Source organism: Bacillus sp. AK25 (assembly GCF_048270685.1).
In the GTDB taxonomy this organism is placed as follows: Bacteria; Bacillota; Bacilli; order Bacillales; family Bacillaceae; genus Bacillus; species Bacillus altitudinis.
In genome coordinates this window covers 400,761-426,964 of sequence record NZ_JBLUWC010000001.1, presented here as the reverse complement: position 1 = coordinate 426,964, position 26,204 = coordinate 400,761, and the positions used below count along the sequence as shown (strand labels likewise).

23 protein-coding genes are annotated in these 26,204 nt (G+C 41.3%); 10 read left to right on the top strand and 13 right to left on the bottom strand.

Going from position 1 to position 26,204, the window contains the following annotated elements; translation table 11 throughout:
* The 6 genes from ACNO7B_RS02060 to ACNO7B_RS02035 all read right to left on the bottom strand — a co-directional run bounded on the left by ACNO7B_RS02060 (position 1) and on the right by ACNO7B_RS02035 (position 6,105).
* Entirely contained in the window at positions 1-747 is a 747-nt protein-coding gene (locus tag ACNO7B_RS02060; RefSeq protein ID WP_024720189.1) for an amino acid ABC transporter ATP-binding protein, read from the bottom strand.
* A gap of 12 nt (positions 748-759) precedes the next feature.
* The gene (locus ACNO7B_RS02055; protein WP_007498163.1) at positions 760-1,434 is read right to left on the bottom strand and encodes an amino acid ABC transporter permease; all 675 of its coding nucleotides are present in this window, start codon (positions 1,432-1,434) and stop codon (positions 760-762) included.
* 24 nt (positions 1,435-1,458) lie between these two features.
* Positions 1,459-2,253, bottom strand: coding sequence for an amino acid ABC transporter substrate-binding protein (locus ACNO7B_RS02050; protein WP_008347268.1), 795 nt, complete (start codon positions 2,251-2,253; stop codon positions 1,459-1,461).
* A 22-nt stretch (positions 2,254-2,275) separates the two neighbouring features.
* Positions 2,276-2,779, bottom strand: coding sequence for a GNAT family N-acetyltransferase (locus ACNO7B_RS02045; protein WP_007498165.1), 504 nt, complete (start codon positions 2,777-2,779; stop codon positions 2,276-2,278).
* A gap of 17 nt (positions 2,780-2,796) precedes the next feature.
* Complete coding sequence (locus ACNO7B_RS02040) at positions 2,797-4,122, bottom strand: LLM class flavin-dependent oxidoreductase (protein WP_017358528.1); 1,326 nt, start codon at positions 4,120-4,122, stop codon at positions 2,797-2,799.
* Between the two features lie 198 nt (positions 4,123-4,320).
* Positions 4,321-6,105, bottom strand: coding sequence for a right-handed parallel beta-helix repeat-containing protein (locus ACNO7B_RS02035; RefSeq protein WP_060780762.1), 1,785 nt, complete (start codon positions 6,103-6,105; stop codon positions 4,321-4,323).
* 263 nt (positions 6,106-6,368) lie between these two features.
* On the opposite strand from ACNO7B_RS02035, the gene ACNO7B_RS02030 reads away from it, so the two are divergent.
* Positions 6,369-7,862, top strand: a complete 1,494-nt coding sequence (locus tag ACNO7B_RS02030) for a peptide MFS transporter (RefSeq protein WP_156060968.1) — start codon at positions 6,369-6,371, stop codon at positions 7,860-7,862.
* 44 nt (positions 7,863-7,906) lie between these two features.
* Here ACNO7B_RS02030 and ACNO7B_RS02025 read toward each other — a convergent pair whose 3' ends face one another.
* Together ACNO7B_RS02025 and ACNO7B_RS02020 are read right to left on the bottom strand one after the other, a co-directional pair.
* Positions 7,907-9,340, bottom strand: a complete 1,434-nt coding sequence (locus ACNO7B_RS02025; protein WP_008347282.1) for an amino acid permease — start codon at positions 9,338-9,340, stop codon at positions 7,907-7,909.
* Positions 9,341-9,628: 288 nt separating this feature from the next.
* On the bottom strand, positions 9,629-10,249 hold the full coding sequence (locus ACNO7B_RS02020; protein WP_046342642.1) for a dienelactone hydrolase family protein: 621 nt from the start codon (positions 10,247-10,249) through the stop codon (positions 9,629-9,631).
* A gap of 361 nt (positions 10,250-10,610) precedes the next feature.
* Between ACNO7B_RS02020 and tcyA the strand changes: the two genes are divergently transcribed.
* Genes tcyA through ACNO7B_RS02005 form a run of 3 tightly spaced genes read left to right on the top strand, consistent with a single transcriptional unit; the run spans position 10,611 to position 12,861 of the window.
* Positions 10,611-11,426 (top strand): cystine ABC transporter substrate-binding lipoprotein TcyA, encoded by an 816-nt coding sequence (gene tcyA / locus ACNO7B_RS02015; RefSeq protein WP_007498178.1) that lies wholly within the window; start codon positions 10,611-10,613, stop codon positions 11,424-11,426.
* Entirely contained in the window at positions 11,413-12,105 is a 693-nt protein-coding gene (locus ACNO7B_RS02010) for an amino acid ABC transporter permease (protein WP_017366604.1), read from the top strand. The genes tcyA and ACNO7B_RS02010 overlap by 14 nt, the downstream gene beginning before the upstream one ends.
* A gap of 12 nt (positions 12,106-12,117) precedes the next feature.
* Positions 12,118-12,861, top strand: a complete 744-nt coding sequence (locus ACNO7B_RS02005; protein WP_007498183.1) for an amino acid ABC transporter ATP-binding protein — start codon at positions 12,118-12,120, stop codon at positions 12,859-12,861.
* A gap of 39 nt (positions 12,862-12,900) precedes the next feature.
* Here ACNO7B_RS02005 and ACNO7B_RS02000 read toward each other — a convergent pair whose 3' ends face one another.
* The 3 genes from ACNO7B_RS02000 to ACNO7B_RS01990 all read right to left on the bottom strand — a co-directional run bounded on the left by ACNO7B_RS02000 (position 12,901) and on the right by ACNO7B_RS01990 (position 17,908).
* Positions 12,901-13,185, bottom strand: a complete 285-nt coding sequence (locus ACNO7B_RS02000) for an AbrB/MazE/SpoVT family DNA-binding domain-containing protein (protein ID WP_417901092.1) — start codon at positions 13,183-13,185, stop codon at positions 12,901-12,903.
* A 109-nt stretch (positions 13,186-13,294) separates the two neighbouring features.
* Positions 13,295-13,855 carry a class D sortase gene (locus tag ACNO7B_RS01995; RefSeq protein WP_417901091.1) on the bottom strand — a complete coding sequence of 187 codons (561 nt, stop codon included), beginning with the start codon at positions 13,853-13,855 and terminating at the stop codon, positions 13,295-13,297.
* Positions 13,856-13,861: 6 nt separating this feature from the next.
* Positions 13,862-17,908, bottom strand: a complete 4,047-nt coding sequence (locus ACNO7B_RS01990) for an isopeptide-forming domain-containing fimbrial protein (RefSeq protein WP_417901090.1) — start codon at positions 17,906-17,908, stop codon at positions 13,862-13,864.
* Between the two features lie 546 nt (positions 17,909-18,454).
* Here ACNO7B_RS01990 and ACNO7B_RS01985 point away from each other — a divergent pair.
* Together ACNO7B_RS01985 and ACNO7B_RS01980 are read left to right on the top strand one after the other, a co-directional pair.
* Positions 18,455-19,099 carry a YczE/YyaS/YitT family protein gene (locus ACNO7B_RS01985; RefSeq protein ID WP_007498187.1) on the top strand — a complete coding sequence of 215 codons (645 nt, stop codon included), beginning with the start codon at positions 18,455-18,457 and terminating at the stop codon, positions 19,097-19,099.
* 85 nt (positions 19,100-19,184) lie between these two features.
* Positions 19,185-19,775 (top strand): hypothetical protein, encoded by a 591-nt coding sequence (locus ACNO7B_RS01980; RefSeq protein ID WP_035704402.1) that lies wholly within the window; start codon positions 19,185-19,187, stop codon positions 19,773-19,775.
* Between the two features lie 25 nt (positions 19,776-19,800).
* Here ACNO7B_RS01980 and ACNO7B_RS01975 read toward each other — a convergent pair whose 3' ends face one another.
* Positions 19,801-20,661 (bottom strand): effector binding domain-containing protein, encoded by an 861-nt coding sequence (locus ACNO7B_RS01975; RefSeq protein WP_017366603.1) that lies wholly within the window; start codon positions 20,659-20,661, stop codon positions 19,801-19,803.
* 143 nt (positions 20,662-20,804) lie between these two features.
* Here ACNO7B_RS01975 and ACNO7B_RS01970 point away from each other — a divergent pair, with 143 nt between their 5' ends.
* Entirely contained in the window at positions 20,805-21,506 is a 702-nt protein-coding gene (locus ACNO7B_RS01970; protein ID WP_417901089.1) for a 4'-phosphopantetheinyl transferase family protein, read from the top strand.
* Here the strand turns inward: ACNO7B_RS01970 and ACNO7B_RS01965 are convergent.
* Entirely contained in the window at positions 21,493-22,830 is a 1,338-nt protein-coding gene (locus ACNO7B_RS01965; protein WP_417901088.1) for a PLP-dependent aminotransferase family protein, read from the bottom strand. The genes ACNO7B_RS01970 and ACNO7B_RS01965 overlap by 14 nt on opposite strands.
* A gap of 131 nt (positions 22,831-22,961) precedes the next feature.
* Between ACNO7B_RS01965 and ACNO7B_RS01960 the strand changes: the two genes are divergently transcribed.
* From ACNO7B_RS01960 to ACNO7B_RS01950, 3 genes are all read left to right on the top strand, one after another.
* The gene (locus ACNO7B_RS01960; RefSeq protein ID WP_213406409.1) at positions 22,962-23,876 is read left to right on the top strand and encodes a DMT family transporter; all 915 of its coding nucleotides are present in this window, start codon (positions 22,962-22,964) and stop codon (positions 23,874-23,876) included.
* 537 nt (positions 23,877-24,413) lie between these two features.
* Complete coding sequence (locus ACNO7B_RS01955; protein ID WP_046342630.1) at positions 24,414-24,713, top strand: hypothetical protein; 300 nt, start codon at positions 24,414-24,416, stop codon at positions 24,711-24,713.
* 62 nt (positions 24,714-24,775) lie between these two features.
* Positions 24,776-26,200, top strand: coding sequence for a hypothetical protein (locus ACNO7B_RS01950; RefSeq protein WP_417901087.1), 1,425 nt, complete (start codon positions 24,776-24,778; stop codon positions 26,198-26,200).
* Positions 26,201-26,204: the final 4 nt, after the last annotated feature.

Sequence of the window (26,204 nt, the reverse complement as noted above, 5' to 3'; positions counted from 1 at the left end):
TTATGCTTCTTCAGCCGCTGCTTCTTTTTGGATAAATCGTTTTGTTCGTTCATTCTGCGTTTCGTCAAATAGTTCGGTTGGCGTTCCCTGCTCAATGATATGACCATCTGCCATAAAAATGACATGATCTGCTACTTCTCTTGCAAACGCCATTTCATGTGTCACGATGATCATCGTTGTTTCTTGGATGGCAATAGATTTAATCACTTGAAGCACACCTGAAACAAGCTCTGGATCTAGTGCTGACGTTGGTTCATCCAGCAGAATCGCATGTGGATCAACTGCTAAGGCTCGGGCAATCCCGATTCGCTGCTGCTGACCGCCGGATAGTGTAACCGGGTAGCTGTCAGCTTTTTGTTCTAGCCCTACTTGTTTCAATAGCTTCATACCAATTTCATTTGCTTGCTGTTTTGTCATTTTTTTCGTCACAAGCAGTGACTCTGTAATGTTTTGCAAGGCTGTTTTGTTTTTGAATAAATTATAGTTTTGAAACACCATGGCCGTTTGCTGACGCAGGTGATGGGCTTCTTTACGTGTATATTTAGACGCATTCAGCTTCGCATCGCCAATTTCAATCGTACCTTCATCTGGCGTTTCTAATAGATTTAGACAGCGCAGCAATGTTGATTTACCGGAGCCAGAAGGTCCGATAATGGCCACAACCTGCCCTTTTTGCACGTCAAGATTAATTCCGTCTAAGACGACAAGGTCGCCGAATGATTTTTTCAAATTGGTGAGCTTGATCATGTCCACACCTCCTTAATTCCGGTAAGGTTTGCTGATTTTTCGTTCAAATAGGTCTTGCAGGAAACTATAAATGATAGTGAGCACCCAATACACAATGCCAACCGCTAAATACGTTTCAAAGTACTTATAGTTGGCCGATGCAATCATTTTCCCTTGCGCAAACATTTCTGCCACCCCAATGGTAAAAGCAAGCGATGTTTCTTTTAAAAGACCAATAAAGGTATTCCCCGTCGCTGGAATGGCATTTCTGACGGCCTGTGGGAAAATAATTCTGACGTAAGACTGCCATCTTGTCATGCCGACAGATAAACAGGCCTCAAGCTGCCCTTCATCCACTGAATTAAGAGCCGCTCTAAAAATTTCTGCTAAGTACGCTGAGTTTTTAATACTTAAACCGATAATGACCGCTGTTAAGGCATCCATTGAGGTCATCGCAGGGAATAGCTGCGGAAGACCAAAATAAATGAGAAAGAGCTGAACCAAAGTTGGAACCGCTCTGAAAAAAGAAATATACAGCTTGGCAAATTGGTATAAGACAGGTATCCGGTTTTTCGTTATAAGCGCGAATACCACACCAATGATAATGGCAAATACCATGGAGACAATCGCCATGAAGATCGTTATCGGCAAGTATTGAATCAAGGTTGGAAAAACCGTCACCATATACTGCCAATCAATGTGATTCATGTCTGCTTTTCACCGCCGCTGTTGTTATTTTTTAATCGGCACTGTGACATCGTCTTTGAAATATTTCTCAGACAATTTCTTCAGTGTTCCGTCTTCTCTTAATTCTTTGATCGCTTTATTGAATTCTTCTCTTAGCTTGTCGTGCTTTTCATCTTTGGCAAATGGGTAGCCGACTTCTTCATATACGATTGGGTTGCCGACGATTTTGAGTGGAAGTCCTGTTTTTTCAATTTGAGCTAACAAGACACTGCGTCCGTTGACGTAAGCATCTACACGGCCATTTGCAACTTCATTTAAGACACCGTCTTGTGTTTCATATGTTTTGATGTTGATTTTCTTGTCTGGGTCTTTGCTCTCTAGGTTTTTGGCATGGTTTGAGCCAAGAACAGCCGCCACCGTTTTTCCTTTTAAGTCGTCAAGTCCTTTAATGTCCTTGTTGTCCTTCTTGACAATGATTTGTGTTCCTGCGTATGCATACGTATCTGTAAAGTTGAACGTTTGTTTACGCTCATCTGTAATCGCAACTTGGTTTGATACGGTATCCAGCTTACCAGATGTCAGCTGGCCCATCAGTCCGCTGAATTCACTCAGCTGCCAGTCTAGTTTGTAGCCTAGCTTTTTCGCAATGGCTTCTGTGACCTCGACATCAAATCCTACTAGTTTGCCGTTTTCTTTATAAGCAAATGGATAGCTTTGGCCTGTAGCGCCCACTTTAAGCACTTTCTCGTCTTTTCCTTCACTCTGATTGCCCCCGCCGCATGCCGCTAACACCGCAAGCATTGCCGCAAATAAAACAACTAGCCACTTTTTGTTTTTCATGTTCGTACACCCTTCTTTCCTCTTATGGTTGTGTAATATCTGATCGTAATTGTTTTTTAAAATAAATGGTGATATGGCCTTTGCCTAGATCCTTTTCACCTGCTCTGACATAGCCTTTACGCTCATACATGTCCATGAGCCACGGATGCTTATCAGCTGTACCGAGAGAGACATATGGTACCTTTAGTGTGTCCCTTAGCACTTCCGTTTCAACCCACTCAAGCAAGGCTGAGCCTGTGCCTTTTTTTGCCGCTGGTTCTGAAGCAAACCACCATATATGCGGAACGCCGAATGGTCCTGGCTGTTCTCCCCAAGGCATACGGAGTGATAAGGTGGAGAGAAGCTCTCCGTTTTCTTCCATTACATAGCAAAGGTTCTTTTGTACATTTTTCTGAACGAGGGCGATATCTGCATGTGCTGCTTGGAACTGGATGCCGAGCTCACGAATCGGCTCATAGGCTCTTGTTGTCAGTTCAAGCAGCGCTTCTATATCATCCTCAGTTGCCAGACGAAACGTATATCCCAACGTTAGTCACCTCACCTTTATGTCGTGTAGCGATTTTTTGGCTGTTTTAATCCGAGATTTTCTCGTAAAGTTTGTCCTGTGTATTCTGTTTTGAACAGGCCTCTTTCCTGAAGGATCGGAACGACGCGATCTACGAAGGCATCAAGTCCTTCTGGCAATAATGGCGGCATCACGTTAAAACCGTCGGCTGCTTCCTCAACGAGCCATGTCTCCATCACATCTGCTAGCTGCTCTGGTGTTCCAATGAAGATATGGTGCCCACGGGACCCTGCAACAGATTGGTAAAGCTGGCGAATGGTCAGGTTGTCCTTTCTCGCCATATTCATCACAAGGTCAAAGCGGCTTTTCACGGCATTTGACGCGCTTGGATCAATCTCTGGAAGCGGTCCGTCTAGTGGATACTGCGAAAGATCAATACCCCCTAAGTAGTTTTGTAAAATGCTAAGGCCGATCTCTGGAACAATCAGCTCTTGTAATTCTTCATACTTCGCTTTTGCCTCTTCTACTGTATCGGCAATGATTGGGAAGATGCCCGGCATGATGCTGACATCTTCTCTCGCTCGTCCAGCAGCCTCTACTTTCCCCTTCAAGCTTTGGTAAAATTCCTTCGCTTTGTCGAGATCGTTTTGTGCCGTGAAAATGAGCTCAGCCGTTTTAGCCGCAAGCTTTTGACCATCTTCAGAAGACCCTGCTTGAATGATCACCGGCTGTCCTTGAGGGGTGCGTGATACGTTAAGCGGACCCCGTACGGAGAAAAATTCACCTTTGTGCTGCAGCTCATGAAGCTTACTAGACTCAAAGAATTCTCCTGTTTCTTGGTTTCTGATAAGTGCGTCCTCTTCCCAAGAATCCCACAGACCTTTGACGACATCGACGAATTCTTCAGCTCGCTCGTATCGTTTGTGGTGCGCTAAATGCTCTTCTCCGCTAAAATTTTTCGCTGTTTCTTCAATAGAAGATGTGACCACATTCCATGCTGCTCGTCCGCCTGATAAATGATCGAGTGAGGCAAACTGTCTCGCAATATGGAACGGCTCACTGTATGTAGTTGATGCTGTTGCTGCTAAACCAATTGTTGAGGTAGACTCTGCAATCGAAGAAAGCAGGGTGAGCGGTTCAAATCTCGTTAATACATTTGGATGAGATGTATGATTAATTGATAAGCTGTCGGCTAAAAAGAGCAAATCCAGCTTCCCTTCCTCGGCCTTTTTCGCTAATTGTTTAAAGTAATCAAGATTCATGGCTGCGTCTGGTACTGCTTTCGGATGTCTCCAAGAGGCGACATGATGTCCAGTTCCTGCGATGAATACGCCTAGCTTGAGCTTCCGTTTCGGCTGTGACACTTGTTCTTCATCCTTTCTATATCTTCCTTGTATCAAGTGATTATTTTACAAGATACATTTTTCTGATTGAATTAATCGGTTTTATCCATAAAAAAAGGGCAAATGTTGTGAAAAATGAAAAATAATTATTACTATATGCCCTTTTTACATGATTGTCAACCGCCTTCTGAACCTCCAAAAAAAGGGATTTACAGGCGTTTACGGCGGATCAATTTCAATATTTCCGATGAGCCGGTCCGTGGAGTGCGTCATCAATTGACTGCGCTCTAGTACGTTATGGGCAATCACCGAATGAGTGGAAGATACGGTGCGGACGGCAATCGCTTTTTGAGGAGAGAGATTAATGATGTTATTCCGTAGCACACGTGCTGAGACAACCTCATCAAGAAAAACGGCTGTCGGCTGTCCGATCGAACGATTTAAATAAAAGCGGTTATCTCCAATTTGGGGTGAGCCATTTTTAATATACATCACCACATATAAGGACGTTTCTTCAAAGGAATTGTCTTTAATCTCTAAAGGAGCGGTCGTATTGCTGTAGACGGCATAGTTTTGATAGTGCTTAAAACGATTCTGCCATATGAAAGCCTTTGCATTTCCTGTCACGCTGATCGTATATGAAGATGCGAGCTGTGAATGTCCTTCTTGAATAAAGTGATTGCCGTTGATCCCCGCTTCTCCCTCCTGCACCCATATCCCTCGGCTGAATTCCTTGAATTGATTATGCTGAATTAAGATATTCGTTCCTCTGACCATCGCCGCATCGATGACAGAGTAGACGGTATTGTTTGAAAAGACAATGCTGTCTGATTGATAAATACGCAGCGATGTACTTCTAAGCCGTGTGTTTGTCCCTGACTCAATATGATTTCCTTCTATTAAAATACGATTGGCCATATAGACAGACACAGCCGCATCTTCAAAAAGACTAATTTTATTACCTGTGATGTGCACGCTGTCTCCCCTCACATCAATCCCCTTTTCAAACCCTTCAATCATATTGCCAATAATGATCACATTGTTTTCCGATTGATCAAGCGGCACGCCTAAGCTCGTAATCCCTGCTTTTGTCACGCCCCCTCCCACTGCACGAATCAAATTATTCGCAATGATCATTTCAGTGGCGAAGCCATAGGAGATACTGCTGTCCGTTTGATTGCCTTCAATGATCACACCATAGCCGTTGAAATTATAGATAGAGCTGGCTGCGCCGCCTCTGACTATGTTGTTTCGAATTTGAATATTCAGCGGTTCCTCCAAGTTGGTCGCATTTTCTCCGTATCCTTCAATATCAATGCCCATTTTTGGCTCGACCCCGTTTACCCCTGCCCTTTCAAGCAAACAGTCTTCCACAATGACACCATCACAGCCTGTAATAGAAATATTGTTTCGCCTTGAGTCAGTGATGGTGCAACCAGAAATATGAATAGACGAAGCTGGCGAGTACGATTCGATATGGGTCAATAAACCGTGCGGACTGACAATGATGCCGTCTCCCGTACAATTGTTGATTTGAACACGATCGATATTCACATGGGAAGCACCTTCAATACACACCCCGAAGCCCCATTCATGTGTTTTTCTTTCTGGCGGGAGTGCCTTGTACACATGCTCATCACGGTCGCCTTCAATCCGCCCGCCCCGAATGGTCACATGCTCTACCTCTCCAATATAGAAGGCTGCATATCCCCACGAATCATTTGGTTTCACTTTGATAACGGCATCTGATGCCATCTCAATACAAATATGACTTGGCACTCGTATGCCGGCATGACGAAAAGGAAAAAATTGATCCCCCCTGTACACCGCATCTATTAGATACGTTCCACTCGGCAACCAGACGTGGGAGTAGCCCTGTGCTTTTGTCCATTCCAGGCATTCGTTCAGTTTCGCTGTACAGTCCGTTTTCCCGTCAGCAATCACGCCAAAGTCTATTACATTGACAACGGGTTTCTTCAGATCAGATTTATTTACATCCCCCAATGAAAACCCCTCCTTTTTACACATGTCCTCTTGTCATCCTATGCATGTGGAAAAGGTTTGCTTGTACGATATTTCAAATTTTATATAAATTCTTCTGGAATAACTTTCCGATGATTTTCACTTGAGCGAATTTTTCATTTTTTTGAGTCTTTACGCCTATTGAACTAACATTTTCCTGTTTTAGAATAGTTTTATATTGACACAAGAACTATACAAGAATATCATTTTTCTCATATCTCTTTTTTTAAGAAAGGATCTATGCCATGTCTACAATTGACCACGATAAAATTGTTAAAAGTGTTCCTCAAAAAGGGTTTTTTGGACATCCTAAAGGACTTTACACACTGTTTTTCACTGAATTTTGGGAGCGTTTTTCTTATTATGGCATGCGTGCACTGCTTATTTATTATATGTACACAGAGGTGACAAAAGGCGGTCTTGGCTTCGACCAGACAACCGCTAATTCGATCATGTCTGTCTATGGTGCGCTTGTCTATATGTCAGGCATTATTGGCGGATGGCTTGCCGACCGAGTATTTGGTTCGTCCAGTACGGTCTTTTATGGCGGGGTATTCATTATGCTTGGTCATGTCATTTTGGCACTACCTAGCGGTGCAACAGCGCTCTTTATTAGTATGGGGCTGATTATTATTGGGACAGGTCTCCTAAAGCCGAACGTATCAAACATAGTCGGTGACCTGTATACAAAAACAGACCCTCGCAGGGATTCTGGATTCAGTATTTTCTATATGGGGATCAATATGGGTGGTTTTATTGCCCCATTAATTGTCGGAACACTCGGTCAAAAAGTGAATTTCCACCTTGGTTTCTCACTCGCTGCCGTTGGTATGCTTGTTGGACTGATTACGTTTGTCATCACGAAAAAGCCGAATCTTGGACTTGCCGGCACTTATGTCACAAATCCACTATCAGCTACTGAACGCAAGAACTTCAAAATTTTCGGTACATTGATCGTGATTGTACTTGCTGTTTTTGCTGTCATCGGCATTCAAACAGGAGCGCTCACGATTAATCTATTCACTTGGTTTGTCAGTGTCCTTGGTGTGCTGATTCCAATTGTTTATTTTATTGTGATGTATTTTAGTCAAAAAACGAGTGCAGTGGAGCAGTCGAGGGTACTCGCTTATATTCCATTGTTTCTAGCTGCGGTGATGTTCTGGGCCATTCAAGAACAAGGCTCAAATATTTTAGCCACATATGCAGATCAGCGAACAAACTTGAATTTCCTTGGCATGACATTAGCCTCTTCTTGGTTCCAATCATTGAACCCAATCTTTATTGTGCTCCTGTCACCAGTATTTGCTTGGTTATGGGTCAGACTCGGTAAGAAACAGCCGTCTACCCCGATTAAATTTTCACTTGGGCTTCTGTTCGCAGGATTATCCTTTATCATCATGATCATTCCTGCTTACATGTCTGGACCGAATACACTTGTTAGTCCATTATGGCTCGTTCTCAGCTTCTTCCTTGTCGTCATCGGAGAACTTTGCTTATCACCAGTTGGGCTGTCAGCGACAACAAAACTGGCACCTGCTGCCTTCTCAGCGCAAACGATGAGCCTTTGGTTCCTTTCAAATGCAATGGCACAGGCGATCAATGCACAAGTGGTCAAACTGTTTGATAAAGTACCAGAAACCGTCTATTTCGGGATCATCGGCATGCTCGCTATTGTTTTATGTGGCGCTATGCTTCTGCTTACACCGGTGATTAAGAAAGCGATGAAAGGCGTGCATTAAATTGAAAAAGAAGCCTCCTCAATGGGAAGGCTTCTTTTTTTGAATTAAAACCGAATCTCATCATCTCCGTGAATTTGCAACTGGAGCGGTTCACTTTTCACCTGATGTTTTTTCACATAGCGGTGATAGACAACATATCCAATGATCATGAGCGGTACGCCGACATACAGCCCAATCCGCTGCTCGGCATCAAAGGCAAGACTGATTAGCACAATCGAGTTCAGCGTGATCGCAATGATCGGCAGTACCGGATAAAGAGGGGTTTTAAATTTTAGGTTTTCCAGCTTTCCGCCTGCTTTCAAATATCTTCTGCGGAAAAGCAGCTGTGATAATGTAATCGTAATCCAGCCGGTTTGGGCACTCATGCCCGCAATAGACACGATCCAAGCAAAAACGGTTTTCTCTGCAAAGAATCCTGATAATAACGAAATACCTGTAAACAGGAAAGTGAGCAGTAAGGCATTCATCGGGATGCCCCGCTGATTGACTCGTCTAAACGCCTTCCCTGCCATTCCTTCCTTCGACAAAGAGTACAGCATTCTCGTAGAGGCGTATAGGCCCGAGTTCGCCACAGATAATAAAGCAATGATAATGACAAAGTTCATGATATCTGCCGCATAAGGAATGCCCGTTCTCTCAAACACAGTGACAAATGGGCTTTGCAGCACACTCGCTTCTTTCCAAGGCACCATACCCGCTAAGACAAAAATAGATAAAACGAAAAAGACAAGGGTGCGCCAAACCGTCTGATGAATCGAACGAGGCACGGTTTTCTCTGGATTTTCACTTTCTCCTGCCGCAATCCCGATCAGCTCCGTCCCTTGAAACGAAAAATTCACCGTGATCATCGTGACGACTACTGCGAGCAAGCCATTCGGAAACAGACCGTCACTCACAAAATGACTAAAGTAAGGAGCCGGTTCCCCGCTCGTCGTTTGAATAAAACCAAACATCGCCGCTCCGCCTACGCCAATAAATAGTAAGATGGCAACAATCTTAATGGTTGAAAAGAAAAACTCCGACTCCCCGAACGCTTTCGCTGACCTGGCATTTAATAAGAACAAACACAGCCCAAATATGAGACACCAAATCCACACATCCACTTGTGGAAGCCAGCGTCTCATCAGCTGCCCTGCTGATAAAAATTCCAGCGCCACGGTGGCTGCCCAGCCAAGCCAATAAATCCAGCCAACAGCAAATCCTGCTGCAGGACTCACAAATTTCGTCGCATACGTATGAAACGACCCCGACACAGGAAGCGCGACTGACAGCTCTCCAAGACACAGCATGGTTAAATACATAATCAATCCGCCCACAATATAGGAAAGAACAGCTCCAACTGGCCCTGCTTGTCCAATCGTATAGCCTGTTCCAAGGAAAAAGCCTGTCCCAATGACACCGCCAAGAGAAATCATAAATAAATGGCGGGAGGTCATCGCCCTTTTCAATTGTTCGGGCTGATTTTGTCCAACATCCACAATGATGCCCTCCTTCTTCTAAGATGTTCTGTTATCAAAACATGTCTCCATGTGATTATTCCATTTTCAAAACAACCTACTAATTATACATCTTTTATAATAAATATGCTTCCTTCTATCGTCACTGTTACAAAGTCTTTATTTTAGTAATGTTCGCACAACTATACGGTGATTCTGATCATTTGATAGGATGCCTTATATCCAAAAGAATTGCACGAAAAAACCAGCATGCAAACTTACATGACACACTGGTTTCATTTCCCTCTATTCGAGTCTCATTTCAAACAGTCATGAGTCATTTTTCTTTTGTAGACACTCTTTGATAAAACCATCGATTTCTTGAAAGCAGCGATTTTTAGATTCAGCGTGAAAAGTCGTAGAATCTGGATTGGCGAACCCATGCTGCCCCTTTACTATTTTCACGCAAAGCTTTTCCTTTTTCTCCAAAACATTCGCAACCTCCCGTGGGTTAAAAGATGCTTCAACTTCCGAGAAAAATAACAACGTATTGCAGGCAGGCTTCATATCGAGAAAATCTCTTATCCTTGAACCATAAAATCCAATGACTCCGGTAAACAACTGATCATATTGGCTGCATTGCCAAGCAATTGTTGCCCCCACACTAAAACCTATCAGACATATGTCTCTCTCTGCATTTTTCGTTTTTAACTCTTTTGCCACATTCAATACGATCTTTACCGATTCATCAAAACCAACTTTATTCATAAAGTAGTCATATGCCTCATTCTCACTGGCATAAGGGAAGTGTTTAGCCTGTCCTAATAAATGAGGACAATAAACCTCAAAACCGGCTTTGTCAAAATGATCGATCATACTCTTCATATGATCATTTATTCCGTATATTTCGTGTACTAAAATCATGACAGGTTTTTGTTTCGATGTATGCAAATGATCACACTTCCCTTTTATTTCGTTTGTTCGCTGGAGGATCGTGTACTTTAAAAAGTCATTTAAGTCGACTGATCAACACCCACATAAACTTCTTTCGATGTGAAAATCATAGCATATTTTACCATTAAGTAGTCTATCTCACATTCTCATCAATCGAACTCTCTTCATCATCGTTTGAGAATGCGTTTGGTTTTATCCACCTTTTGTTTTGGGTATAGTTCTATCGTTTATCCGTTCAACCAGTTCAAGGCATAAAGTTGGTGAGATTCGCTCAAGCTAGTTTCAAATGCTTTACTTTTAGGTTGCTTCTCTGTAAGATCATATGTTGTAAATACCAACAAGAAAAGTGGGGAATAAAATGAAAAAAATGTTCTTTGCCATTATTTTAGGCGCTTGTGTTGCATTGATCACAGCATGTGGATCAGCTGCAAACGACAGCGCAAATAAACAATCTGGGTCTAAGGAATCAGGTGACCTTTGGAAGTCCATTCAGGATAAAGGCGTATTAACCATCGGTACAGAAGGTACATATGCTCCTTTCACCTTCCATGACAAAAAGACAGATAAATTAACTGGCTATGATGTCGAGGTCATCACAGAAGTCGCAAAACGTCTTGACTTAAAACCAGAATTCAAAGAAACACAATGGGACAGCATGTTTGCTGGTCTGAATTCAAAACGTTTTGATGTGGTAGCGAACCAAGTTGGTAAAACTGGACGTGAAAATCAATATGATTTCTCTGATAAATACACAACGTCTCAAGCCATTGTTGTGACAAAATCAGATAACAATGACATCAAGAAACTTTCTGATGTGAAAGGCAAAAAAGCAGCACAATCATTAACAAGTAACTATAACAAATTAGCTACAGATGCTGGCGCTAAAATTGAAGGGGTTGAAGGTCTTGCACAATCCATTCAATTGATTCAGCAAGGGCGTGCTGATTTGACGTTCAATGACAAATTAGCTGTCTTGAATTACTTGAAAACAAGCGGTAACAAAAACCTAAAAGTTGCATTTGAAACAGGAGATCCACAAGAAACGTATTTTGCCTTCAGAAAAGGCAGCGGCGAAGTCGTTGACAAAGTGAATGGCGCATTAAAAGAAATGAAAAAAGACGGTACACTTGCTAAGATTTCTAAGAAATGGTTTGGTGAAGATGTTACAAAGTAATACCCTAGGAGTCGTCATTCCGTGGGATCTTCTTCAGCAATCTTTTTGGCCAATGGTGATGCAGGGGATTTATTATACAATCCCCCTTGCCATCATTGCCTTCATTATTGGTCTTTTTATCGCGCTTGTGACAGCTCTTGCTAGAATGTCTAAAATTAAAGCCCTCAGATGGATTTTCTCCATCTATGTGTCGGCCGTTCGCGGAACGCCGCTTTTTGTGCAATTGTTTATTATTTTCTATTTCTTTCCGACATTTAATATCACACTGGATCCATATCCAAGTGCTATCATCGCTTTTTCTTTAAACGTAGGTGCGTATGCTTCGGAAATTATCCGTGCATCCGTCCTATCTGTTCCAAAAGGACAATGGGAAGCGGGGTATTCGATTGGGATGACCCATCGCAAAACGCTCGTCCGCGTGATTTTACCGCAGGCAGTGCGTGTATCGATTCCGCCGCTGTCTAATTCATTCATTAGTTTGGTGAAAGATACATCACTTGCCTCCCAAATCCTTGTGGCTGAGATGTTCCGTAAATCACAGGAAATAGCTGCGGCGAACTTGGATCAAATTTTATTTATTTATATGGAAGCAGCCCTGATCTATTGGGTATTCTGCTTCATTCTATCGCTCGTTCAACACCAAATTGAAAAACGACTTGATCGATATGTCGCAAGGTAAGGAGGGAACGACATGCTAACAGTCAAAGGCTTAAACAAATCCTTTGGTGAAAATGAGATTTTAAAGTCGATTGATTTTACGATCAACAAAGGGCAGGTTGTGGCGATTCTTGGTCCATCAGGTTCAGGAAAAACAACGATGCTTCGCTGTTTAAATGCACTTGAAATTCCAAATGCAGGCTCCTTTACCTTCGATGATTTCTCGATTGATTTTTCTAAAAAAAATAAACAAGCTGATTTGCTCAAGCTTCGCCGGAAGTCAGGCATGGTGTTTCAAGATTATCATCTGTTCCCGCATCGTACTGTTCTTGAGAACGTGATGGAAGGTCCAGTCCAAGTCCAACGCCGTCCGAAAGAAGCGGTGCGAAAAGAAGCGATTCAGCTCCTGCAAAAGGTAGGACTTGAGGATAAAAAAGATTTGTATCCCTTCCAGCTGTCAGGCGGTCAAAAGCAGCGTGTCGGCATTGCCCGTGCACTTGCCATTCAGCCAGAGCTTATGCTTTTTGATGAACCAACCTCTGCGCTTGACCCTGAACTTGTCGGAGAAGTCTTAAAGGTCATGAAGGATTTAGCGAAAGAAGGCTGGACGATGGCGGTTGTCACACATGAAATCAAGTTTGCCCAAGAAGTGGCGGACGAAGTGATTTTTATTGATGGTGGCGTCATCGTCGAACAAGGTCCTCCTGAAGAAATCTTCAAACGACCAAAGGAAGAACGAACAAAACAATTCTTAAATCGGATTTTGAATCCAGTATGATCAAAAAGGCTGTTCTCATCATGTGAGAACAGCCTTTTTTTATATCTCTTTTTGCAGCCGCAGCGCTAGTAAATCTTGCAGGAGCAGTCTCGCTCCCTCTGGGCTGACAACTACACCGCCTGACAGGGCCTTATTGGAACAGGTGACTTGCCCTGTAACGATACAAGGCTTATCCTGCCAATAAGGTTTTATCACAATGTGACTTTCTTCTTGATAGATTTCTATAAAGTCTTGCGGTCGAATTTTTAATCGTTTTCTTATATCTGTCGGCAGGACAATTCTTCCAACGTTATCTATATACTTTACATCTTCTTTATTTAACAAATTGACCCCCCCTGCATCTCTAGATATGATATAGACGATTCCCTGTTTATCCAGGGATTAAGCGCTCTAATCGGTTAATGAAAGAAGGAGCTGCAGGCTGATCCAATGGCTAAACACGCTTCCCATATATGATATATCTGTTTGGTGCAGGACCAATGAAAGAAAAAGGATAACATGTGGTGAGGATAAGTTCTTCCTTTTCCTGTTGTAGTGTAATAATACTTTGATCATCTTTTTTCACAATCTTTGTTTTCTCAATTTCATAGGTAAACCGACCGTATGAAAGCTCTATGACAAGTTGATCCCCTTTCACAAGTTCTCCTGTTCGTCTAAACACGGTATCACGATGACCAGATAAAACGATTTGTCCCTGTTCGTTAGGAAAATAGCTCTCGTGATAATGACCCACTCCCTTTGCCAAATCCTCCGCCGCTGTTCCTTCTACAATTGGTAACTCAGCGTTTAACTTTGGAATGTGCAAGAGCCCAATGGTTTCACCAGCCTCCGGCACAAAAGGGGAATCCGCTTTCCCCTTTTGCTGGATGGCTACTTGTGCAGACTGGAATGATTGATCTACTTGTCTTTGTCCATCAACGATTTTCATATATCCTACAATCACAAGACAAACACCTGCTGTAATCAATAGAGCTGAGATGATTTTTTGAAACATGGACGATTATCCGTTTCTTTTTCTTCTTTTCCATACAATAAGGGATGCACCTATTAGTACAAGTGCAGATCCTGCTAGTAAAAGGTTGTACATCTCTGTTGCAGTGTTCGGAAGATGATGACCAGGTGTATCCGGTTCTGAATGAGAAGGCTGCTCTGGATTTGCTGGCACCTCTGGCACATGCGGCGGTACTACCGTTGTTGAGTTTTCAGGTTTGTCTGGTTCGTCAACATTATTACCCTTCACAACTGCGATATTTTGAATGGTTTTACCTTCAGATCCTTTCGCGACCTTCGCTTCAAAAGTCACCGTATGCCAGTCCGTGTCTTTGATATCTCCAAATTGACCGGTGACTGTGCCTTTTGTGTAGTCTCCGTTGTCGTCATCTTTTGCATCTGTGACAGCTTGTCCATCTACTTTTAGTGAACCTTCAACATATTGAAGACCTTCTGGCAGTTGATCTGCGATCACTAAGTCTTTGATGACACTGTCTTCTACACTATTTTTTGTTTTGATCGTGTAAAGAAGGGTGTCGCCTACTTGGACTTGTTTTTCATTTGTATTGCCTTCTGCTTTTTGAGCAATCTCAGATGTTTTTTCTGATTCAAGCTTTGGATCTCTTGGATCAATGTTTGTTTCGGTTGTCGGCTCATCTGGCGGCGTGTTTTCGCCTGTTACTTTTGCTGTGTTTTGAATGGTTTTATCCGCTTGGCCTTTAGCGACCTTCGCTTCAAACGTCACCGTATGCCAGTCTGTGTCTTTGATATCACCAAATTGACCGGTGACTGTGCCTTTTGTGTAGTCTCCATTGTCATCATCTTTTGCATCTGTGACAGCTTGGTCATCTACTTTTAATGATCCTTCGACGTATTCAAGACCTTCTGGTAATTGATCTGTGATGACTAGATCTTTGATGACACTGTCTTCTACACTATTTTTTGTTTTGATCGTGTAAAGGAGAGTGTCGCCTACCTGAACTTGTTTTTCATTTGTATTGCCTTCTGCTTTTTGAGAGATCTCAGATGTTTTTTCTGATTCAAGCTTTGGATCTCTTGGATCAATGTTTGTTTCGGTTGTCGGCTCATCTGGCGGCGTGTTTTCGCCTGTTACTTTTGCTGTGTTTTGAATGGTTTTACCTGCTTGTCCTTTGGCTACTTTCGCCTCAAACGTCACAGTATGCCAGTCCGTGTCTTTGATATCACCAAATTGACCGGTGACTGTGCCTTTAGTGTAATCTCCGTTGTCGTCATCTTTTGCATCTGTGACGGCTTGGTCATCTACTTTTAATGACCCTTCGACATATTCAAGACCTTCTGGCAGTTGATCTGAAATCACGAGATTTTCGACGATGCTGTCCTCTTCAAGGTTCTTTGTTTTGATCGTATACAGAAGGGTATCGCCTACCTGTGGTGTTTTTTCATCTGTGTTCCCTTCTGCTTTTTTCTGAATGCTCGCTGTCTTTTCTGATGATAGTTTTGGTTCACGAGGATAAATTTCTGTATTCGTTGTTGGATCATCTGGCGGTGTGTTTTCACCTGTTACTTCGGCAGTGTTTTGAATGTCTTGACCAGCCTGTCCCTTTTCAACTGTCACTTCAAACGTCACGGTATGCCAGTCCGTGTCCTTCACATCACCAAAATAACCTGTGACCTTTCCATCTGTGTAGTCTCCGCTATCGTCGTCTTTCACATCTGTGACAGATTCTCCATCAATTTCAAGAGACCCAGCGACATACTTCAGCCCTTTTGGTAATTGATCTGAGATCACTAGATTTTCCACAAGGCTGTCTTCTATCGTGTTCTTTGTTTTAATTGTATAAAGCAGGGTATCTCCTACTTCTGGATGCTTCTCATCTTTGTTACCTTCAGCTTTTTTCTGCAAGACCGCTGATTTTTCTGATTCCAGCTTTGGATCACGAGGATAGATTTCTGTTTTTGTTGTCGGATCGTCTGGTGGTGTGTTTTCACCTGTGACACTCGCTGTATTTTGAATGTCTTTGCCAGATTGACCTTTTTCAACCGTCACTTCAAATGTCACGGTATGCCAATCTGTATCTTGAACGTCACCAAATTGTCCTGAAATGGTACCATCTGTGAAGTCTCCGTTATCGTCATCCTTTGCGTCAGTGACTGCCTCGCCATCCACTTGAAGTGAATCCGGCACATACGCTAATCCTTCCGGCAGTTCGTCTGAGATCACTAAATTTTCAACGAGACTGTCTTCTATCGTATTCTTTGTTTTAATCGTATAAAGAAGTGTATCACCTACCTCTGGATGCTTCTCATCTGTATTCCCATCTGCTTTTTTCTGCAAGACCGCTGATTTTTCAGAAGTCAGCTTTGGGTCACGAGGATAGATCTCTACATTCGTTGTCGGCTCGTCTGGCGGTGTGTTGCCGGTTGTGACACTCGCTGTATTTTGAATATCTTTGCCTGCCTGGCCTTTTTCAACTTTGACTTCAAACGTCACGGTATGCCATTTCGTATCTTTCACTTCACCGAACGTTCCAGTGACAGTTCCATCTGTCATATCACCGTTGTCGTCATCTTTTACATCTGTGACTGGATTTCCATCTACCTGTAGAGAATTTGGTACATAAGATAATCCTTGAGGTAACTTGTCAGAAATCACAAGGTCTTCTATTACACTATCTTCAACAGCGTTACGGGCTTGAATGGTATACAGCAATGTGTCCCCTACTTCTGGGTGCTTCTCATCTGTATTCCCATCTGCTTTTTTCTGTAAGACCGCTGATTTTTCTGATTCAAGCTTCGGATCACGAGGATAAATTTCTATGTTTGTTGTTGGATTGTCTGGCGGTGTATTTTCCCCTTTGACATTCGCTGTATTTTGAATATCTTTACCCGCTTGCCCTTTTGCTACTTTCGCTTCAAATGTCACGGTGTGCCAATCGGTGTCTTTCACATCACCTATTTGACCTGTCACAGTACCGTTTGTAAAGTCACCTTTGTCTTGATCCTTTGCATCTGTTACGCTTGTGCCATCTACCTTAAGAGAACCAGAAACATAGGTTAAGCTGCTCGGAAGGTTATCTGATATGATCAGATTTTTAAGAATGCCGAATTGCACCGTATTTTTTGCTCTAATTGTATAAAGCAAAGTGTCGCCTACTTCTGGATGCTTTTCATCTGTGTTGCCTTCTGCTTTTTTCTGTAAAGCAACCGATTTTTCTGATTCAAGGTTAGGTGGATATGGATCGAATTCAGGCTTCACCCTTGAAGCTAAGTCGTAAGATAATGAATCACCTGCAGTGCCCATATATGTTGTACTTAATGTTTTCGCATCAAGTGTAAAAAGAGTGGAATGACCAATGGATTCATTTAATCCTGACTGTAATAGCATCTGCCCATTTGGCAAGAAGCTAATTCCCCGCACGCCTCCGTCAATCGTTTTACCATCCGCATTTGTAATCGGAATGACACGAATGACTTCAGCTGTTTCAGGATTCATTTGCGCAACGGCTCCACTGTTATTAGATGCAAACCAAAGATAGCCATCCTTATCGACTACAAGATCTCCGCCAATGTCACCACCAATGCCAGAGCCAGCGTCATAACCGACGATTTTTTTGGACGTTTTTTGACCCGTAACTAAATCGTACGTTCCAAGGAAAGAATCACCATTAGAAAAATAAGAATAAATATATTTATCTTGATGCACAACGGCATTAGTAGCGCCTTCAGGTAGTTTCGTTACGACTTGTGCTTGCCCTGATGTCGCATTTATTTTATATAGAGTAAGGCTAGTGCCATTTGCAGTTGCATACACTACATTTTCTCGATCGCTAACAGCAACACCATTCACTGCGCCTATATCGATTCCTTTCACCTCTACACTAGCTTTAACATTTGTTGGATCATTTCCATCGAGTTGCTGAAGAACTAGTGGCCTAGTCCCAATCATATAGGAATCCGTATTGTTCACGACCACTGTTCCAGCAGCTTTTGTAACAGGTGGTGAGACCGTTAATAAATTTCCAGCGATCAGCACCAATATAAGAAATAATTGACTCGTTCTTTTTAATATGTTCATTTTTTGACATCCCCTTTTCCCTGCTTTACATCATAATGGTATGTACCAGTTCACCTCCCACACTTTGGTAAAGAATATCAGTAACATTTCAGAACCCTCAACATGACTAAAAGACTATTTTCGACAAAAATAGCCCTTTGGTCATATACAGCTTCCGACATCTGATCCATCTATGTTTTTTCCAATAAAACAAGTTTTTTTATCGTGTATTAAATATTTTATCTACCAATAAAAACAGGCCTAACGACGCAATTTACATACAATCTATTCTATTTTATCTTGAATATTCTTTAATTGGATAAAGGTTGTTTTTTTGTCATTTTATATTGAATTTTTTTCTTATTTTCATAAAAATTGTTAATTATTGGTTCACTTTGTTAAAAAAAACAATTCAAAAGTCTTGCTCCAAAATTTGATGTTTTCTGCTCTTTTTATGGAAAAAATTCTTTTTATCGAGTAAGCGATTACAATTGAGCAAAGCCATTTAAAGGGGCGTTCGAGTATGTTACGATTAAAATCGAGTGTTTAAGAAAGAAGGGAAAGCTTTTGAAGCGGGAACATCTTTTACGTTGGTTTTTTTATTTTGTTGGATTGATTGTACTTGCTTTTGGACTATCGCTGACAGTGAAGGGAAAGATCCTTGGCATTGGTCCGTGGGACGCTTTTCATTATGGACTGTTTCAGCATTTTGGTTTAACCATTGGACAATGGTCGATCATTATTGGTGCACTGATTGTGACACTGACATCTGTTTTCACGAAATCTTTTCCAAAGATCGGCGCCCTGCTCAATATGGTGCTGATCGGCGTGTTTATTGATTTCTTTAATGCAGTATTACCTGCACCACATGGGTATTTACCTGCTTTATATGTGTTTATTACGGGCGTGATTGTGTCTGGGTATGGCGTTGGCATTTATGTCTCAGCTAATCTTGGCGCTGGGCCAAGAGATTCATTAATGCTGCTCATCTCAGCAAAAACGGGGCTGAACGTGCAGTGGGTTCGAAATGGTATTGAGTTAACCGTGCTTCTATTTGCATGGATGCTCGGCGGCCCGATTGGCATTGGAACGATTCTGACGGCCATCTTTACTGGTCTCGTCCTTCGCTTTTCATTGCCACAATCGACACGGCTCTTGCAGCTGCTCATTACAAAAACAGCGGAGAAACCTGTTCAAACCCTTACCCGATAAGAACAAGCCATTCTACTAAAAGAATGGCTTATTTTGTGCTAAACTAAATAGACGAAATATTCTAAAAACAGGAGATGATCCTCTGATGCAGCTTTTCCATTATCATTACTGGACACCATTTGTTGAGGAGATGGAGAAGGCGTACACCTCATTAGGCTTTGAAGTAAAGGGGCGTTTCGCAAAGGAAGGTTCCTTTCCCCCTCCGCTTACATGGGATGATTTTAGAGAGAAGAAGCCCTCTTTCCGAATCATTGAGATGAGAAAGGGACAGATCAATATCACATTTGGTTATAGTAAAAAAGTCCTTTTTGATCACATCGGCTTTCTAGTGACTGATGATGAATATGATCAGCTGCTGGTACAAGCGCAAAAGAGAAACTGGGCAATCCAGACTGGGGAGCGAAGAACGTTTCTTTCTACACCGATGCGCTTAAGGCTTGAATTGCAGCGGCGGACAGATGTGATTGAAACTGGTGAAGAAGCAATTGCCGAGATGACGATCGCAGTACCTGATTTGACTCATACACCTACGGTCGATCAGTTGCTGGACGGTTTGACACAACCTATTCATTGGAAAAAGGGAGAACGTCTCTCTTTACTTGAAGTGAAGATGATAGATTCTCATGGGATGAATACGACCGATCCAAACGGTGTTCACGTCCTCACACAAGGATAAAAAGCAGCGAGATACGCTGCCTTTTTTATGATTGTTTACGGATTGGAATCCAAATCAATGTCACATGATCTGGAGAATTTATCTCTCCATCTAAAGGATACGTTTCCATCTCCATTCCCCCAGCATGCTCATATCCTGAGGCAGGAAACCATTCTGTGAAAATACGTGTCCATGTTGAATGCACAGCGGTTTCGACAGGCCCCTTTGCCTGAAATACAGCCCACGTACTGGCCGGAATCTGCTCGACTGTCATGGTCGAATCTGGTTGTTCCTCACCTTGCTCAATCCCAATGATATAGTCAAATGTTTCAAGCGTTTCATCAAAATGCGCACATACACCGATATATCCGAGTTCTCCAGCTGCATGAGCCAGTGAATCCGTCCATCCTTCTTGATTGACACGCTTCCAAAAGGCGGGGATATCCTGTTTGTTTTGGCTATTCTTTGTTGTTGTCTTTAGTCTTCTGCCCATGATTGAAAATGAATCCTTTTCCACAATTCGATAATGCATCGGTTCGACTCCTTTTATTTGAAGTTCGAAGGAGAGACGGGGGTAGGCTTTCACTGTATACTCGCCTGTTTTCACTGCTGCCGGTGTATATCCATGATGCCGCTTGAAGGCTTTCGCAAACGACTCTGGGGTTTCATAGCCATACTTCACCGCCGCATCAATGACTTTCACTTGCTTGGTCATGAATTCTTCTGCCGCAAGGGTTAATCGTCTTTTGCGAATATATTCTGCTACTGCAATTCCCGTCAGCATATGGAATAGCCGCTGATAATGAAATTTAGACATACAGGCGGCCTCTGCCACTTCTTCGATCTGCAAAGGCTGATCCAGCCTCTCTTCCATATAATTGATACTATCCATGATCAAGTGAATCATTTTTCCCTCTCCTTCCTTTTCCACTATATCGAGAACCGCCCGCACCTTCCTGTCATTTTGTGCTTTCATTGAACAGGATGTCTGTTTCTCTTTTGCATGTGTTCATCCAATGGTACAATAAATGTAAAAAATTGAGGTCCGTTATGAAGATTTTCGCTATTCAATTACAACCTTTAGATGATAAAAATGCACGAAAACAAATAGAACAGCTGAAGCCTTTTGTGTCACTTGAAAAACGCGCCGCCGCTGAGCGCTTTCGTTTTTTGATCGATGCAAGAAGAACGCTTTTAGGTGAGGTACTGATTCGTTACATCATTCATGAGATGTACGCACTGCCTATGGAACAGATCATTTTTGAAACAGAAGGGAATGGAAAGCCTGTTGTCCGGCAAATTCCTTCTTTTCATTTTAATCTTTCTCACTCTGGTGATTGGGTCGTGGGCGCAGTAGATGATGCGCCTGTTGGCATTGATATTGAAGAGATTAAACCGATTGATTTAGCCATTGCCAAACGATTTTTTTCAGCTGACGAATATCAAGATTTACTCTCACAGCCGGCAGAACGGCAGGAAGCCTATTTCTTTCATTTATGGTCCATGAAGGAGGCTTTTATCAAGCTGACAGGGAAGGGAATATCCTATGGTCTTTCATCCTTTACCGCTCGCTTGTCAGAGGATGGACAGGCTACTTTGAGATTACCTGATCACGAAGCCCCTTGCGTTGTCCAAACATATTCACTTGATCCTGCCTACCAAATGGCGGTTTGTACAAGAAAACCCGCTGCGGCTGAGCACGTCGAGATACTCACTTGTGAGAACATGCTGTCTCGCCTTAATAACGTGTGATTTGTTGAAGTGATGACTTTAGCAAATCGACGCCTCGTGCGATATCCTCTTCTTTTACATGCCAAATGTTCAGTTGAAGTATAGGCTCCTTATGATAAGTAGAAATGAAATGGCGGTCGATTGGCTGAACCATCACAGAAGCCTTTTTTAGGTGCTGAATGAGCTGATTCATCGGAATGGACCGGTCGACACGAACGTGGGTATGGGTAGCTGGCTCCTCTTCTCCCAGCTCATAAGCGCCTTGATCATTTTTCAAACAGGCCACAAGTTGTTTGGATCGAGCTCTATAGGTCGCCTGCATCCTTTCTCTATGACGCTCAAACATCCCGCTTTTCAAATAAATTTCTAAAGCAGCCTGCGAGAGCATCGAGCTGTCGATATCAATCAGCCGTTTATGTTCACTAAAGGGGACAATCAGCTCGTTTGGTAAGACGACAGCACCTGTTCTAAGCCCCGGAAAAATGATTTTTGAGAAGCTTTTTAAATAAATGACCTTCCCCGCCTGATCATATGAATAGATCGGGTCTCTTTTTGTATCGAATTCTAAATCAGCCAAATAATCGTCTTCAACGATGTAGACATCATATGCTTTGGCAAGGGCTGCAATCGCTATTTTTTCTTGTTTCGACAGACTCGTTCCAAGCGGGTTTTGAAATCTTGGCATCGTATAGAAAAAGCGAATATCCTCCTCTCGGAAGATACGCTCCAATTCCTGAAGGTCGAGTCCTTTTTCCGTCCGCTGAATCCCCCGGACAGGCAGCTGGTTTTTCTCTAAGTATTGGAGGAATAGGTGATAGCCTGGCTGTTCGACCAATATGGTCTGTTTTCCATTTGGAAACGGGATGGTGCTTAAAATCGATAAGGCCAGCTGAATACCAGAAGTCATGACGATCTGTTCTGAAGAGGCAAACACTTGATAATCCGTTAAACGCTTTGAAATGATTGGCAGTAAAGATGGTAATCCATTGGTGGTGCCATAGATAAATAAATCATTTTGATACAGATCAATCGCTTGATTGATGCAGTGCTGAAAATCGACATACGGAAACACAATGGGATCAGGCGCAGAGGAAGCAAAATCAATCCATGTGCTGCCCTTCTTAACGGCTGACTGATTGGTTTTCACGACAAAATAGCCACTTCTTTCTACAGAGTACAGCAAGTGTTCACGCTCTAACGTGTCTAGTGCTTTTATGACAGTGCTTTTGCTCACAGCATATTGAGCCGCTAAGTGACGAATGGATGGAATTTTCATTCCAGCATTGTATTCACCGCTCTCGATTTTGTTTTTTATATTCAACACAAGCTGATCATATTTCCTCACAGCACTAGCCTCCTTGTACCGGTACAGATATCAATAACTCTTATTGTACACTTTACTTAATCCGTTTACGATAAAAAGACAGAACCGGTCAATTCAACTGAAGCATGCATGCTCGTGTAAGGAGAATTCTGATGGATATGTCAAAACAAAAAGCGTATGCTGCCTCGATCGCATACGCCTGTATTATTGGTTTTTCATTCTTGTTTGTCAAAGTAGCCTTAGCATCAGCGAATCCAATTGATGTATTGGGACACCGATTTACTGTTTCTTTCGCAGCGGCTCTTTTGTTATTTCCATTTTTGCGAAAAAAGTATCGTTTTTCCATTCAATGGCGTGATCTCATTTACATTGTGCCATTTTCCTTGCTTTATCCTGTGTTGTTTTTTGCATTTCAAGTGTGGGGGCTGATGTTTACCTCTTCATCAGAGGCCGGCATTATTCAGGCGACCATCCCTATTTTGACAATGGTGCTTGCAGCATGGTGTTTAAAGGAACGTCCTACCTCGATCCAGGTGCTGTTTACCATTCTTTCTGTGTCCGGGGTGATGCTCCTCTTTGTGGTGAAGGGAATTGATGTGAAACATTCTCATCTCATTGGTTATGTGCTGATCTTACTTTCAGCCTTATCATCCAGTGCCTATAGCGTATTTGCCAGGGTGATGACACGGCGGTTCCATGCCATTGAACTGACTTTCGTGATGACCTTCTTTGGATTTGTTTTCTTTAATGCTGCTGCTCTCATTCGGCACTCGGTACATGCTACACTACCGCAGTTTTTCAGTCCGTTTACGCAGCCATCCTTTGTATGGTCTATGCTCTTTTTAGGCATTCTCTCATCACTGCTCACAGCGTATTTATCAAACTATGCTCTTTCCCACCTTGAAGCAGCAAAGGTGAGTATCTTTAACAATCTTTCTGCTTTCATTACCATTTCCGCTGGCGTGCTTATTTTACATGAAACGATTGATATGGTTCACCTCATCGGGGCTGTCCTCGTCATTGGCGGAGTGATTGGCGGGAATGTGGTGAGGAAGGGGAATTCATAAAGAAAACGGCCCTCGTTTGACGGGGCCGTTGTTTTCTTTTATTGGCTGATGAATTGCCTTTTTGTTGCCTGCTCAATGACATGCCTCATATGTTCTCCGAACTGCTCGAGGTGTGTGTTGATATACATGGACAGATTACTATAACATTACTTAATCATTGAGCCTTATGTTACCTAATATTACTTACTTGATTCTATCTATCATACTGTAATGTATAAAAAATCCTATTGGTTGAATATACAGTGGGAAATAACCAGTTAAGAGGAGCTGTCCCTTCATTCAATAGTCATTTACTAAAGCGATATCTCTAATTAATTTAACGCACGTTTTAATTGTTCATCTTCTACATACCTTGTGTTACGACAGTTAATCATGTACGAATTTCAGAATAATTTCCTAATTAATTATAACAATCCATTATCAAAACAAATCTAAATTACATCCCCTAATTAAATTAAATACAGTATAAAAAACCATTTATTGTAATTCCTTATAATGTATAATATGGGTATATAATCAAGGGATGGGGTGTCAAATATGGAATTAGGAGTAAAAAATAGATTATTTGCTATTTCAGGCTTGAGTCTTATTTTCACTCTAACTTTAACAACTATGATTTTATTGACTCTTGAACCAGTTACGCCTTTTGCAAATCTAGTAGCAAACTATCCTCAAATACCTGGTTGGGCAATAACTTCTATTAGTGCAATTCTAAATGCAGCTGGAACAGTTGGTGCTATCGCTGCTGTACTAGGTACTTTCGGACTTGGTGTTATTGCTTCTCTAGTGGTTAATTACGCTAAAAAATATGGAATAAAATACGCTATTTCTTTCTAATTTTTTAATAGAGAAGGTGTTAATACCTTCTCTATAACAAATTTAAAATGGAAGTGTTGTAAATGCATAAATATTTAACATACACAAAAATCTTGTTAATCAATGATTTTAGAAGACATCAACGTAATAATGCTCTCATTTTTGTATTGTTTTCTTTTTTATACATAATATCCCCTCTATTTCTAGGTGTACTAGCTACTTATTTCATTAAAGGTTTACCAACCATCTACTTATCTTTTTTAATTTTAATGTTAACAGTAAATATTGATAAAAGTTTGATGCGAATTCTTTTCTCTTCTGATAAAAAACAGATGGCTATTTTAAAAATACATCTAGATCAGTACATTTTCGGCAAAGATATGAGCAAGTTTTTTAGTATTATTGTTGGTTTACTATTCTTTTTTTTAGGCTCTTACTTAACAAATTTAAGTATAAATGTGTACAACCAACCTTTTACATTAGCAGCTTTGGGAATTACTTCGTTTGTTTTAGGATACCTACTTAGACTACATTTATTATTTTTACTTTCTAATCCTAGATTTTTTACAATTTCATCATCTATTGGATATATAACTACAGGACTCATTTTACTTTGGGTATTTACTGTATTCAAATTTAATTTATTAACAACTTCTTTATCCAGTTATTCAATATATATTATTTTCATCTTCTCATTTATTAGTTTACTGTTAGTGATTAATTGGAGAAAGAATATTCATAATATACCTATTTTTCATTTTCAGAAAAAAACTAAAGCTAAGCAAAAAGAAACATCTAGAAATTTTAATCATCTCTTGTTTTATGAGCTTACACTTTTAATGAGAAATCCCCCTATCCAATGGTCTGTTTCACTATTTATCTTAACATTATCTGGAGGTTTATTAGGTTTAATACTTTACGGTGTTAATACAAGGCAACTTGAAACACTCAATATAGATAATGATTTTTTATTTATTTTTTGTGTTATTTTTCCTATGATTATTTTATCAAACGCAATTCAAAGTTATGTCTCGTTTGATATTGATGGTCCAATTCTCCCTTTGAAACAAAAATTACCTAATTTCACAAAAAATAAAATTAAAACCAAGATGGTATTATCTATCATAATACATTTGTTTTTTTGTATTATATATGCTCTTTTCTCTAGTTTTACAATATATTTAGATAAACCTATGTTCGTGATCATTTCTTTAATCAACTGTAGCATTTTAATAGCTATATGTACTGTCAGTTCTACTGTTTTATTTCCTTATTTCAAATGGGAATATGTATATCAAATTCCAAGTTCCCTCAGTAAATTGACCTTGAATATTTGCTATAGTTTCATTTTAGGTTTAGCAGTTATCTCCTCATATAGCACAATATATTTCATTGTGACAAATGCAATTATGGCTGCTAGTTCAATTATAATTATATCTTTAATATTCACTTATTGGCATAGAACTATAAATAAAAACTATAAGTCATTTAAAACATTATCTGAGTGAGGGA